We start from the raw sequence: 14,128 nt of genomic DNA on the forward strand, positions 1-14,128 counted from the left end.
TTGGTATCTTAGTGATACAAATCGTCGGGACATATAAGCAGTTATGGGGATGGTCAGAGGCGAGCCTCTTGTATTCAGCCAAGGAGCTGAAATCCCCATCAGGCAGTTATTTCGGGTATTGCAACCCTATTTCATGCCTGAACGTCTCGCACCTCTACAAAATAGTCTAACATGAAAAGCCGTCCTAGAAGGCTTGTCCTGAGCAAAGCCGAAGGGACGGGGCTAGTGACCCAAAATCTTTGGTAATGGATTATCCTCAAAAAACCCTGAGCCAATTTGAACAGCCACCAGGGTAGATCGAGAAACATGAGACAATAGAGCAAACTCGTTCAACCCTGGAGATGCTGTACTGTTGCAACCCAAGTTGCCCTAACCCATTTAATAATGAGGGTTATCGATTTTGTCAAAGCTGTGGGGCGCCGATTTTGCTGCCATTGTTCCGAAACCGCTATCGCGTAATTCGACAATTGGGATACGGGGGGTTCAGTCGCACCTATGAAGCCCAAGATGTGGATCGGATGAATGATCCCTGTGTGATTAAGCAATTTATGCCCCAAGTTCAGGGAACAGCAGCGCGACAAAAAGCCACAGAATTATTTAAACAAGAAGCCCAGCGGTTATATGAGTTAGGGGAACATCCCCAAATTCCGGGGTTGATTGCCTATTTTGAACAGGATAGGCGACTTTATTTGGTGCAAGAATATATTGATGGACAGAATCTGTTGCAGGAGTTACAGCAAAAGGGACATTTTAATCCTGATCAGATTTATCAAATTTTGTCTGAATTGCTTGAGATCCTCCAGATTATCCACAATCGCAATATAATTCACCGTGACATCAAACCAGAAAATATCATGCGCCGTAGCCGCGATAATCAGTTAATCCTGATTGATTTTGGTGTCTCTAAACAGGTGAAGGGAACTACCACGGTGGGACAGGGAACTACTGTCGGTACACCTGGATATGTACCTATGGAACAGTTACGAGGTCAGGTCTACCCCGCTAGTGATTTGTATAGTTTAGGGGTGACTTGTTTGCGTTTGCTGACTGGGTGTTTACCCTCAGAAGGTGGTAGAGATGACCTCTATGATGCTATGGAAGGGCGTTGGGTATGGCGAGAACGTTTACCAGCTAATGTTTCTGTCCCGCGACAATTAGCAGAGGTTTTGGACCGCTTAACCCGGGATTTTGTTCGCGATCGCTATCAGTCAGCTCAAGAAGTGCTACAAGTTCTTAAACAGCCCTATCCCTATCACTATCAACCTATACCTACCCAGAACTATCAGCGCATTGTTCCACCGATCACCCAAAAATATACCCACTCAACCGAAAAATATACCCACGCTGCTACTCCCCCACCTCCCCCCAAAGTTACCCCTAAACTGAATTCTTATCAAAAGTTACAGGATCTCATGAAAGCCGGAAAATGGCGGGAGGCGGACGCTGAAACTTCTCGGTTAATGCTGGAAATTGTCGGTAGTCAGGCTGGGTGTTTTAGTACCGCACAAATAGCTACTTTTCCCTGTCGAGAGTTAAGAGAAATTAATCAAGTTTGGGAACAGGCTAGTGGCGGTCGGTTTGGCTTTGGGGTTCAAAGGCGGATCTGGGAACAGGTTAACCAAAACACTACAGAATTTGCTCAACGGGTGGGATGGTGCGATCGCCAGCCATCAGATCAGATATATGTCAAAGACTATGATCAGTTATCATTTTCTCTCAAAGCCCCCCAAGGTCATCTACCCGCCTTGAGTGTCATGGCTGGTCGAGAGTGGGATAGAACTCTATGGCTGCTCGAACATTTATTTTTAAGTGTCGAGGCTTGCGGATTGTAACAGACAACGGCTGAAATATTATAGCAACTGCTCTGATCTGTCCCTGGGGAAATCTCACCCAGAAATCCCCATGACTGATAGAATTGATCTATCAAAGCATTTCTGGAGGTTTTTATGTCTCAAGATCCCCCTCAACCTAATGCTGACCAAACCTTTAGCAAAAAAATTCAACTTGCTGTTAAGCAACTATATCAGCAGGCGAATACTTGTATTGCTGAAAATAAACTTGAAGAGGCGATCGCCTGTTATCGTCAAGTTACTGTCTTGGTCCCCAGTTGGGCTGATGCTTACCCAAAATGGGGTAATCTTATGGTGAAAGCTGGTAGATTAGAAGAGGCGATCGGTGCTTATCAACAAGCTATTAAACTTAATCCCGAAGATTCCTGGTCTTATAATAGTTTGGGTGGGATTTTTATTAAACTTGAACGCTGGGAAGATGCTGTTCCAGTCTGTCAGCACGCTATTCAACTAGACCCTAACTTTTTCTGGGCTTATAATAACCTAGGACAAGCTCTCAGTCAACAAGAACAATGGGAAGATGCTGCTTCTGTTTATCAAAAAGCATCTCAGATTAACTCGACTTTTTTCTGGACTTATAATAATTGGGGTGAGGCTTTAATTCAACTTGAAAGATGGTCGGAGGCGGTTACCGTTTATCAAAAGGCTATAGAAATTGACCCTAACTTTTGTTGGGCTTATAATCATTTGGGAGATGCACTCAGACACCTTAAACGCTGGTCGGAGGCGGTTCCCGTTTATCAAAAAGCTGCTGAAATTAACCCTAATTTTTTCTGGACTCATAGTAATTTAGCTGATACCTTAGTCTATCTCAAGCGATTTGACCAGGCGATTCCGGTTTACCAAAGCGCCATCAAACTTAACGCCAATTCCCCTCAAACTTACTATAAATTGGCTAAGTGTTTACAGAAAGTTAAAAGGATTGATGAGGCGATCGCTTCTTTTCAAAAGGTCTTGGAACTAAAGCCAGATTTTACAGCCGCACAGAATAGGTTACAAGAACTTCACAACAAATTAGATCATCTCCAATCACAAGAGCCTCAAATTTCCCATAATCTTGAACCTATTGATTGGTTAAAATATTACCCAAAATCAGGGGATTCCGCATCCTATATGATGCCTAAACCTACCCCCGCACGACAGGACTCTAAAACCAAAACCTGGCAGTTTCCTGTCCCTCCACGTCCCCTGATGCTAGTATTTGCAGACAGGGGGGAGGACTACTATCTTGAATCTGGTAAAATTCAAATTCGCCTATTGTTAGAATCCCTACAAAAAGCTAAGTTTTCTTTAAAGCCAGGAAGTCGCGTCTTAGACTTTGGTTGTGCGTCTGGAAGAATGATGAGATTTTTAAGCGATCAAGCTAATACCTGCGAAATTTGGGGGGCTGATATTAGTGCTGACTGCATTCACTGGTGTAAGCAATATATGAGGCCTCCTTTTCACTTTTTGACCTGCACAACTAATCCCCATTTACCCTTTGAGGATCGATATTTTGATTTGATTTATGCTGGTTCAGTTTTTACCCATATTGATGATTTGGCTGAGGCTTGGTTATTAGAACTCCGTCGGATTCTTAGTCCTGGTGGTATGGCTTATATTACTATCCAAGAACAGCATCTCATGAATCTAATTAAAGACTTTAAGGAAAAGTGGTTATCTAATAATAATGTTTGGCCGCCAGACCAAAGGGCTGAATGTTTACAAAAATATGATGAATATAGTACGTCGGATTTTGCTATGTTTACCTTGGGTCGAGATACGCGATCGCTCGTTTTTTATGACCTCGATTATTTCTGTAAGATGGTACAACCGTTTTTTCAAGTCATTGAAATTCGCCAAGAGGCTTATTATTGGCAAACCGCCGTTTTACTACAACGTCAATAAATCTCTCTAGATCTGATCATTAATTAACAATAAGGAATCTCTAACAAGGATGACTGAGGAGGCTAGGCTGTTACTGTTCCGCCATGCGGTCTAGACGTTCACGAATGGAGAGGTTGAGAAGCGATCGCAAAAATATTACCACCCCCACCCCAGCCATGACCAGGAAAAAAACAGCCCAGCCATTTTTACCAGCAATTATTAATAATATTCCCGAAATCAGAGTAAATCCTGACCAACAGCCATGAATCAAAGTTTTCAGGGCAAAATTCACCCGTTTCAAAGCGCGATCGCTTTCAATAGAACGAACCCTAAACTTAATTTCCCCTTCCTCAATGCGTTGTTCTAGGCGACTAATAAATACCTCAGCACGGCTAGGTTGATTGAATTTAAAATTGATAAAATCTCGCGCCTGTTTAGTCAACTCTCCCACCAAACTACCCCGTTCCTGCTTAGAAACAGTAACACTTTTAATAAAAGGTTGGGCGCAGTCTACCAAATTATATTCAGGGTCTAGGGCGCGGGCTACTCCGTCTAAAGTAGTTAAAGATTTGAGTAAAAATGTCATCTCAGCAGGTAGGCGAAAAGGCTGCTGTTCAAACATTATATAAAGTTCATCTTTAATTACATTAAATGCTTGAAAATCAATAGGTTTCTCCGTAAATTCATCTAACAAAAACCTGATCAAGCGCCGCACCGGAGTCATATCAGACATCGGTTCAACTAAACCAATATCAATCAGAGTGTCAATAACCACATCTACATCTTTTCGCATCACCGCAAAAAAGCTGCGGATCATCTGATCCTTAGCCAAAGCCTTGATTTCAGCCATCATCCCGAAATCGTAGAAAATTAGACTACCATTAGGACTAACAGCAATATTTCCGGGGTGGGGGTCTGCTTGAAAAAAGCCATCCTGTAAAATCTGTTTAAGATAGCAACAAATCCCTAATTGGTTAACTCGTTTAATGTCAACACCGCAGGTTTGTAGAGTTTTCCGGTCATCAACCTTAATCCCCGGTAAATATTCCAGAGTCAAAACTTTATGGGTGGTATATTCCCAGTAAACTTTAGGAACAATAATACCTGAATAATTCTCAAAATTATCTCGAAATCTGTCAGCGTTTTTACCTTCCTTAATATAATCAATTTCCTGATATAAAATCATGAAAAATTCATTATATATAGCATCGAGATCATAGAGCCTTGCCCAAGCAAAGGAACGTTGACAGAAGCGCATTACACGACGTACCGCCTGCATATCCAAATCAAAAAGTTCTTTAAGTCCTGGGCGTTGAACTTTAACTATCACCTGTTCCCCTGTATGCAATTTAGCCCGGTGAACCTGTCCGAGACTGGCGGCGGCTAGGGGACGCTCATTAAACTCACGATAAAGGCTAAATAAAGAGTTGCCCAATTCTGACTCAATAATAGCTACAGCGCGATCGGCACTAAAAGGAGGCACTTGATCCTGGAGTTTTTCTAACTCCGCCACATATTCTAAGGGCAGAATATCAGCACGGGTAGAAAGGGCTTGTCCAATTTTAATAAATGTGGGCCCCAGGTCAAGCATCGTTTTAATTAACCATTTTGCCCGCTTTTGTTTAGTGGCCGAGGCATTATTTCCCCAAAGCCGATCCCACCACAAATAGAACAGAAACGTCCCAGCGGCAGAAAAAACATCAATCTGTCGCGTGAGGGGTGAGTATTTGCTGCGCTGCCAACGGAGGGGTTTAGGAGTTTTCTGAGTTAGCATTCGAGGATTTCGGGCAATTTGTCTATTTTAGTCGCTTATGGTGTCGATTTTCTACTGAGCGTGGAAACAGCAGACATATTAGAGTCTCCTGGGCTTTTTTCCCTGGGATGACCAATCTCAATCTAGGGTTCAACAATGACGGGGGTTCCCAGTTGCACTTTGTTAAATAGCGCTAACACATCCCGGTTGAACATACGAACGCAACCGTGGGAAACCGCTTGTCCGACAGTTTCTTCATTGGGTGTGCCATGAAAACCTATATAGTTGGTGCCATCAGTCCAAAATCCAATCCAGTGACTACCAAGGGGGTTATCTCCACCTGGGGGGATAATATCTCCATTTAGAGGATGTTCCCAGATTGGGTCTTCGATCATTTGAATAACCTGATAGTGACCGATGGGGGTTTCCCATCCGTTTCTACCAATGGCTATGGGATAGCTAGTTACAAGCTGTGTGTTGTTATAGACATAAACCCGACGTTCTCCTAAGCGAATCACTAATTCCAGTTGACTAGGAGAATATTGTAGCCAATCGCTGACATGATAGGCTGTGGCAAATTTTGGGGAAATTCCAGTTTTTGCCACATCTACACCTGGGCTGGTAGCGGCAGCCATACTATGATCAGGGAGCAGTATTGATAATAATGATAGTAATATCATTGGAGTGAAGGCCGGTGAAAGAAATGATCTGAACATAACTCTCAATAACTTACCTAGGGGTTTAAACAAGAAAATGGCGATCGCCCAGCGTGCTATGATTGGGATATGGATGTCCTAATAAATATCAAATCCCGTCAATTCTTGTGCCGGACAGTAAAAATCGTGACACAGTAAATCCACACACTATAATCATTGATAATTGTCGGTTTCAGTTAAATTTTCAGGCAACCAAAAATATTTACTATTGTCAAGTTGGCTCATGTTAACAAATTCGGAAACAGGCGAAATGGAATATTTAGATGCTGGACAGATTTTTCCATTGGTTGACAGTATTTTGCCCTTTGAAGTCTGTCTTCATCATCGGATTCTGCCCATATCTCTCAAGGATAATACCCTTTACTTAGGTATGGTCGATCCTAATGATGAATTAGCCGTAAATTATGCCCACCAGATATTAGCATATCTAAATTGCTCTGTTGTGAGTCAGCAGATTTCGGCTGAGAGCCATCGCTCCATTCTGACTGCCTATTTGTACCATAGCGAAAAACCCAACACCGAAAAAACCCCTTTAGATGACTCTGTTACCCCTCCCGCTGAACCATTAGCCTCCGGGGAAAAATCGCCGCCAGATTCCCCAAAACAGCCAAGGGCTAAACAACCTCCAGGGGGACAGAACATTAATCAAATGTTACCTAAGCTCGATCTTCGTCCCGAATACCTGAGTAGTCCCATAGAGCAACTGGCGAAGTTACCACCACCAAAGTTGTTAGAAGAGTTACTAGCTAGGGTATTGTTGGAGGGTATTGGCCGACTGTATTTTGAGAGGCAAGAATCCAAAGGGCGGATTTTGTGGAGCCAAAATGGTATTCTCAAGTCTGTTATTGATAATTTAGAACCATCACAATTTCAATGGGTGATTAATGAGTTAAAGCGCTTGGTGAAACTGCCTATGCTGCCGATTTCCCAACCCAAACAGATAGAAATTGAGCGGGTTTATTGTAATACTCATCTGCTGTTGAGGCTGCGATTGGTCAGGGGTAATTATGGCGAGGAAGCTAATTTACAGGTATTACGAGGAGCGGCTTTAAAGTTTTATCAACAGCAACAACTATCAAAATTGAGTTTGGATGCTTTGCGTCTGGCTCAACAATTGCAAAGGAAACTTAATGACTTGCAAGGACATTGTAATTCCGCTAATCTTTCATCGGAAAATTTGCCTCTGCTGTACCAGCTACTTAAAAATGTCACCCATCAGGTGGATATGCTGATTAAAAATAGTGATTCCTCCCACACAGATTAATAAATAATGCACGAGCCTTAACCCGTGCATTTGAGACTTAGATGGTGGTTAAACCTGGATGAGACTAGGCGGGGACTGCAACTGGCTGATCCGACCAGCGGTTCACCGATTTACCAATAACGGCTAGGTCTTGCATTAGTTGATCAAAATCTGCCGGAGTCAGGGATTGAGGACCATCTGACATGGCTTTGGCTGGGTTGGGGTGAACTTCGATCATGAGCGAGTCTGTCCCAGCCGCGATCGCCGCTTTAGCCATAGATGGAACGTGCTCCGCAAATCCCGTGCCGTGGCTTGGGTCAATCATAATTGGTAAGTGAGTGAGCGATCGCAATACCGGAATCACCGACAAATCAAGGGTATTGCGGGTATATTGGCGATCGAAAGTGCGGATTCCCCGTTCACACAGAATCACATTCGGGTTTCCCGCCGCTAAGATATATTCCGCCGCCATTAGCCATTCCTCAATAGTGGCAGACATACCCCGCTTCAGCAATACTGGTTTATCCTGAGCCCCTACTTTTTTCAGCAGGGAGAAATTTTGCATATTGCGAGCGCCAATTTGGATCACATCCGCCACCTCAGACAACTTTTCTAAGTCGTCCGCGTCCATTAACTCCGTAATCACTCCCAGTCCTGACGCTTCACGAGCAGCAGCTAAAAGGTTCAGAGCGCTTTCTCCATGACCTTGGAAAGCGTATGGAGACGTGCGAGGTTTATATGCGCCACCGCGTAAGAACTTCGCCCCAGCAGCTTTCACCCGCAGCGCCGTCTCCACGATCATTTGTTCATTTTCTACCGAACAGGGACCCGCCACCACCACCAGGGGAAGATTTTGGCCAAAGTTAACTATTCCGCTGGGAGTGGTAACAGCTACATTACTCGACTCTCCGTGACGAAATTCCCGACTAGCACGTTTGTAGGGTTTTTCAACTCGTAACACCTGTTCAATAAATGGGCTAATTTCCTGGAGTTGTAGGGGATCAAGACCTGCTGTTTCTCCTACCAGCCCGATCACAACTTTATGTTTTCCGACGATTTTTTCTGGTGTTAAACCCCAACCGCTGCGGAGTTCATCATTAAGACGTTCGATTTCGGCTTCTGGAGAGCCAACTTTCATTACAATAATCATGTAAACCTCACAAAATTTTGCCAGCCACAATTTTTAGTGGCTCATAAACGGTACAGACCCAATCTAATCTGCTGTCCCTGATTGGGGGAGGAAGAAAGAGGTGCTGTATCTTCCTATAGTTTGGCCTGTATGCAGCACTTTCCAGCACGAAATTTTTATAGCGATCATTACCAACCATAGCGTTAGATCTAAAATCGACAGATTTTATCATCTCTATCCAACTCTCCCAACAAGGCTAATCGATGCTAATCGATGATGACGCACCCTACACCCGCCCGTAGGCTTATCGGTGAAATCCCGCTGGCTGTCGGCAATGACCGCATCAATTCTGACTACCTTCAGCCGGGCTTTCTCTCGGTTGTTTGAACCCTTCTGCTTCCGGCTATCACATCTATTGTAAGAATTCAGTCTTTGGGAATTTGTCAATTTTTCCGACACTGAGCTTGTCGAAGTATCTCTGACCCGAAAGGACGGGGTTTTAGAGCTGCCCCCGAACCCCCACATCCGATAATTTTAGATTTGTTCGTTTTCGAGGCATCGACCCTCTCCATTCACCCGACCTTCATCCCCTACCTTTTGGGGTAAGGGAATTCCCCTAGGCTTTTTTAATTTTTGGGTGAACTTTGCTGGCGACCTTCTTTCCAAGCCTCTATCGCCCGCCCTAGGTTGATCTTAAATTCCTGCCAACCTAGGAAACTCCCACTTAGGTCTTCATCCCAAGAAGCCGAGAGAACCCCGTAACTAAGACCCACCACACTCAAGCCAAAGCATCCCAGACTCACCAGCAATACTGCTGTGTTGGGTAGGGGAAATATCTCATTGGTGACAATAAAATAACTGCCCACAAAGGTAGATATAGCCATTAACAGAGGAATACCCGATAGAAACACCATCCGCGACACCATCCGCTGACTGACTACTTCCGGAATAGTCATATCTTCCCGTCTAGGTTGACGGCGCGGGGCTGAGGTGTCCGATGTCCGGCTGTTTTTTGGGGTTTTAGCCACCTTGGGTGAAACCGATTTCTCCGGTTTTCCCTGTTCTGAGGGGGCTGATTTCCCACTGTCAGCCTGCTTTTTGCGGGTTTTTTTCGGTTCAAAGGGAAGTGGTTGACGGGAGCGATCGGAGGACATGGTAGATTGTGAGTGCTGTGGGTGGTTTGACAGGAATTTGGTACGATTGGGTAAATCTGCTATGATTTAGCCCCGGATTCCCAAACGGGTGATCAGTTCGCGATAGCGTTGCTGATCCTGTTTATTAATATAGGCTAATAATCTTTTTCTGCGTCCGATAATCTGGAGAAGACCACGACGGGAAGCGTGATCATGCTTGTTGGCTTTGAGGTGTTGGCTGAGTCGGTTAATTCTTTCGGTGAGCATGGCTACCTGTAGATCCGAAGATCCGGTGTCTGTTTCGTGAGCTTGATGCTCGGCCATGATTTTTTGCTTATCTTGTTGTGTCAGAGCCATAGTTGAGAATTTTAGCGTTGGTTAAATTTACACAATTCTTTATCTTAGCATATTGTAGCTGGGACTGGTTGTGCTGAGAAGAATTTATGCCTGGAGATGGATGCAGCTAGGTACGATCGCCCTTTATAATTGCATTGGGTACAAAGTTGAGTCTGGTTCCGGTAACCGATTGTGGGTTAACGGGTTAATGGGTGATGGCGATGTCTGATACACACATTCACCACCAATGGATGCCTTGATATCTTCTCAACGAGTCCTGGTTATGGTTGAGAGTTTAATGGTTTATGGTTGAAACAACATCAGATGCGATCGTTTGGGGGTTTAATCCCCTGCTGAAATTGGCATTACTACTGTTGGGGCTAATCTCGGCTTTGATCGGTTTATGGCTACTACCGAAACTATGGCGAATGGCGATCGCTAAGTTAATTCCTGAAGAACGGATATCTAGTTACTCCGAAATTTTATCATCTTATAAAATCCCTGCCGCTGTCGCTGTATTGTTGGTCATAATTGAAATTTTCTGGGTTAATTCAGATTTCATAATTTATCTAGGTTTCCTAGAAGTTATCATCAGTTTCGCCCTAACTATTCTGGTCAGTTGGTTGGCTTCTGACATCTTTAAAAGATTTTTTGATTTATATATTATTGATGTAGCCTCCAAACAAGGTCGCAATATTAACAGTGAGTTTTTATTGGTGGCTAAAATTCTAGCCAACTGCGTAATTATTCTAGTCGCAATTGTTGTATTTGCTCAGACTCACCAAATTAACATTGTCGGATTAATTGCTAGTTTAGGGGTAGGTGGTTTAGCCGTCGCTTTTGCAGCTCAAAATACCCTCAGCCAAATTCTAGGGGGAATTGTGCTGTATTTGGATCGGCCGTTTGTCGTTGATGATTACATCGGTTTACCTGATGGGACTTTCGGACGGGTAGAATCTTTGGGATTGCGATCGACCAAAATTCGCACATCAGGAAAAGGAACCATAGTTATTGTCCCTAATAGTTCCTTAACTCAACTCAGTATAGAAAACTATACTGGAGCCAGAAAAATTATATCAATCCTAGGATTAACCTTTCATTCTGCCATTGATTCTGAGGAACAAGCTCTCATCCGTCAAGTAATTTTAGAAAGCACTAAAAACACCTTTGGAATTGACCCTAGAGGCACTGATGTTAGCTTTAAAAATTTACAGCAAATCACCGGAGAAAACAAAACTCAAGCCCAAGTAACCTTTTTTATATTAGGTGCAAATCGTAACAACTTGGAACTGCGTCGTCAGATGCTAGATCTAGCAAATCAAGACATTAGTATGAATTTACAGCAATACGGAATTGCCTTTGATATTGAAGATCAAAATATTTACGTTGATGCACCCATCACAGTTTAATTACAGTTAATCAAGCCAAATACTATGTGGAACCCCATTGATCCTGATGCAGCCATTTTTGATATTATTCAGGAATATTCGATTCCTAAGCCTCTGATTTTTATAATCTTTGTATTGATATCTTGCTTAATAGGAAAATACACCCCTAGCCTTATACAATATATTATTAGGCGGGCTATCCCCATAAATGGCAAGGAAATTTCCGAGAACTTTGTGCGACCTATCCAACAACCTTTTCGGATGGTTGGCATTTTTACTCTGATTTCTATGTCAATGATTTGGCTAGAAGAAAATCGGGCTTTATATCGTTTTATTCGCCCCTTTGTTAGTCTAGCCCTAATTGCGAGTATAGCCTGGTTAGCCTCTCGGTTATTTAGGCAATTGGTGCGAATTTATGGTATTCCGATTATCCGAAAATATGGCATGGAAGTTGACGAGACTTTTTTGGTCTTTGAAACTATTGCCAATGTTGTAATTGGATTTACAGCAGCCGTAGCATTTGCTCAGAGTCAACAACTCCCCCTAGGTGCATTAGTAGCAGGGGCTTCCGTCAGTGGTTTAGCGGTAGCATTTGCCGCCCAAAGTACCTTAGAACAGATTTTAGGCACAATAGTTTTACGTTTAGATCGTCCCTTTGTCCGTGGAGAATATATCCGACTGCCAAAACGTGGTGATGATCTTGAGGGTATTTATGGGAGAGTAGAATCTATTGGGTTACGGTCTACTAAAATTCGGATTGCAGCTAAGGGAACCTTGGCAATTATTCCCAACTCTAATTTAATGAGGTTGGCGATCGAAAATATAAGTCGTGGTAAAAAAGTCATGGTGTTACTATACCTTGATTTTATCACTGAACTTGACGATCGCGAACAGGCTTTAGTAGAACAGGCTATTAAGGAATGTACCGATTCAGTATTTGGTATAGACCCCGGAAGCACCCAGATTTCCCTATTTAATTATGGAGAAACCGGTAATGTTCGCGCCCGGGTGACATTCTTTATTTTAGGTTCTAGTGAAAATGCCATTTCTCTGCGTAAGAGTTTACTAGCATCAACTAATCAAAGTTTGACGGAAAAACTCAAGCGATATGGCATTAAGTACAATATGCAAGAACCGAATATTTATGTTGAGTCTCCTGTGACGATTTAATGTTATTAAGTCAGCATACCAGATTATCAAAAAACAAAGCCTCAATCGAAAGAAAGAGGCAGAGTAATAAGATTAAATTGTAGTGTATAAGCAAAACCCTAAAGGCTGCATAGAGAAAAAGCGAGTGTAAAAGAGGTCAAGCCCTCGGTCTGTTAGTGTGCCTCGGCTACATCCATTACTGGACTTCCACCTGACATCTATTAACGGGTAATCTTCCCGTGACCTTACCTGGCTAACCCAGTGAGAGCACTCATCTTGAGGTGGGCTTCCCACTTAGATGCTTTCAGCGGTTATCCGCTCCGCACATGGCTACCCTGCGTATACCGTTGGCACGATAACAGGTACACCAGCGGTGCGTCCTTCCCGGTCCTCTCGTACTAGGGAAGGCTCCTCTCAATGCTCTTACGCCTGCACCGGATATGGACCGAACTGTCTCACGACGTTCTGAACCCAGCTCACGTACCGCTTTAATGGGCGAACAGCCCAACCCTTGGGACGTACTACCGCCCCAGGTTGCGATGAGCCGACATCGAGGTGCCAAACCTCCCCGTCGATGTGAACTCTTGGGGGAGATCAGCCTGTTATCCCTAGAGTAACTTTTATCCGTTGAGCGACGGCCTTTCCACGCAGTACCGTCGGATCACTAAGGCCGACTTTCGTCCCTGCTCGACTTGTAGGTCTTGCAGTCAAGCTCCCTTATGCCTTTGCACTCTACGGCTGATTTCCAACCAGCCTGAGGGAACCCTTGCGCGCCTCCGTTACCATTTAGGAGGCGACCGCCCCAGTCAAACTGCCCCCCTGAAACTGTCTCTTTCCCGGATAACGGGAAAAGGTTAGAATTCTAGCCTCGCCAGAGTGGTATCTCACGGATGGCTCAGAATCCCCCACAAGGAATTCTTCACAGCCTCCCACCTATCCTGCGCAAGCGAAGCCCGAACCCAATTCCAGGCTACAGTAAAGCTTCATAGGGTCTTTCTGTCCGGGTGCAGGTAGTCCGTATCTTCACAGACAATTCTATTTCGCCGAGTCTCTCTCCGAGACAGCGCCCAGATCGTTACGCCTTTCGTGCGGGTCGGAACTTACCCGACAAGGAATTTCGCTACCTTAGGACCGTTATAGTTACGGCCGCCGTTCACCGGGGCTTCGGTCATCAGCTTCAGATTACTCCTGACCGACTTCCTTAACCTTCCGGCACTGGGCAGGCGTCAGCCCCCATACATCGTCTTGCGACTTAGCGGAGACCTGTGTTTTTGGTAAACAGTCGCCTGGGCCTCTTCAGTGCCACCTACCTTTCGGCAGGCACTCCTTCTCCCGAAGTTACGGAGCCATTTTGCCGAGTTCCTTAGAGAGAGTTATCTCGCGCCCCTTAGTATTCTCAACCACCCCACCTGTGTCGGTTTAGGGTACAGGCATTTACAGTTTAAGATGTATAGGGCTTTTCTAGGAAGCCTGATGACTATCACTTCCCCGCCGTAGCGGGTCGGACTCGTGCCTCAGCTCAGTCTGTTTTCACCAGACCTCAACACCTCGAACACTTGCACCGG

The 14,128-nt window shown here is 44.3% G+C and carries 10 protein-coding genes and 1 rRNA gene (1 of these 11 only partly in view); 5 read left to right on the top strand and 6 right to left on the bottom strand.

Annotated elements, in window-relative coordinates; translation table 11 throughout:
* The first annotated feature begins 341 nt into the window (after positions 1-341).
* Both N39L_RS17180 and N39L_RS17185 read left to right on the top strand, forming a co-directional pair.
* Entirely contained in the window at positions 342-1,832 is a 1,491-nt protein-coding gene (locus N39L_RS17180) for a serine/threonine-protein kinase (RefSeq protein ID WP_006617935.1), read from the top strand.
* Between the two features lie 114 nt (positions 1,833-1,946).
* A complete protein-coding gene (locus N39L_RS17185; RefSeq protein WP_006617936.1) occupies positions 1,947-3,737 on the top strand; it encodes a class I SAM-dependent methyltransferase in 1,791 nt (596 codons plus the stop codon).
* Between the two features lie 70 nt (positions 3,738-3,807).
* Here N39L_RS17185 and N39L_RS17190 read toward each other — a convergent pair whose 3' ends face one another.
* Positions 3,808-5,490: an ABC1 kinase family protein gene (locus N39L_RS17190; RefSeq protein WP_006617937.1), complete on the bottom strand. Its 1,683-nt coding sequence runs from the start codon at positions 5,488-5,490 to the stop codon at positions 3,808-3,810.
* Between the two features lie 122 nt (positions 5,491-5,612).
* Complete coding sequence (locus N39L_RS17195; protein ID WP_006617938.1) at positions 5,613-6,104, bottom strand: L,D-transpeptidase; 492 nt, start codon at positions 6,102-6,104, stop codon at positions 5,613-5,615.
* 304 nt (positions 6,105-6,408) lie between these two features.
* On the opposite strand from N39L_RS17195, the gene N39L_RS17200 reads away from it, so the two are divergent.
* On the top strand, positions 6,409-7,449 hold the full coding sequence (locus N39L_RS17200) for a GspE/PulE/PilB domain-containing protein (RefSeq protein WP_014275844.1): 1,041 nt from the start codon (positions 6,409-6,411) through the stop codon (positions 7,447-7,449).
* 64 nt (positions 7,450-7,513) lie between these two features.
* Here N39L_RS17200 and aroF read toward each other — a convergent pair whose 3' ends face one another.
* From aroF to rpsO, 3 genes are all read right to left on the bottom strand, one after another.
* Entirely contained in the window at positions 7,514-8,578 is a 1,065-nt protein-coding gene (gene aroF, locus N39L_RS17205) for a 3-deoxy-7-phosphoheptulonate synthase (RefSeq protein ID WP_006617940.1), read from the bottom strand.
* A 605-nt stretch (positions 8,579-9,183) separates the two neighbouring features.
* Positions 9,184-9,711, bottom strand: coding sequence for a PAM68 family protein (locus tag N39L_RS17210; protein WP_006617942.1), 528 nt, complete (start codon positions 9,709-9,711; stop codon positions 9,184-9,186).
* A 66-nt stretch (positions 9,712-9,777) separates the two neighbouring features.
* Positions 9,778-10,047, bottom strand: a complete 270-nt coding sequence (rpsO, locus tag N39L_RS17215) for a 30S ribosomal protein S15 (RefSeq protein ID WP_006617943.1) — start codon at positions 10,045-10,047, stop codon at positions 9,778-9,780.
* Between the two features lie 284 nt (positions 10,048-10,331).
* Between rpsO and N39L_RS17220 the strand changes: the two genes are divergently transcribed.
* Together N39L_RS17220 and N39L_RS17225 are read left to right on the top strand one after the other, a co-directional pair.
* Complete coding sequence (locus N39L_RS17220; protein ID WP_006617944.1) at positions 10,332-11,435, top strand: mechanosensitive ion channel family protein; 1,104 nt, start codon at positions 10,332-10,334, stop codon at positions 11,433-11,435.
* Positions 11,436-11,459: 24 nt separating this feature from the next.
* A complete protein-coding gene (locus tag N39L_RS17225) occupies positions 11,460-12,584 on the top strand; it encodes a mechanosensitive ion channel family protein (protein ID WP_006617945.1) in 1,125 nt (374 codons plus the stop codon).
* Positions 12,585-12,716: 132 nt separating this feature from the next.
* Here the strand turns inward: N39L_RS17225 and N39L_RS17230 are convergent.
* Positions 12,717-14,128, bottom strand: a 23S ribosomal RNA gene (locus N39L_RS17230); it runs 1,471 nt beyond the window's last position.

This window comes from Limnospira platensis NIES-39 (genome assembly GCF_026000695.1).
In the GTDB taxonomy this organism is placed as follows: domain Bacteria; phylum Cyanobacteriota; class Cyanobacteriia; order Cyanobacteriales; family Microcoleaceae; genus Limnospira; species Limnospira platensis.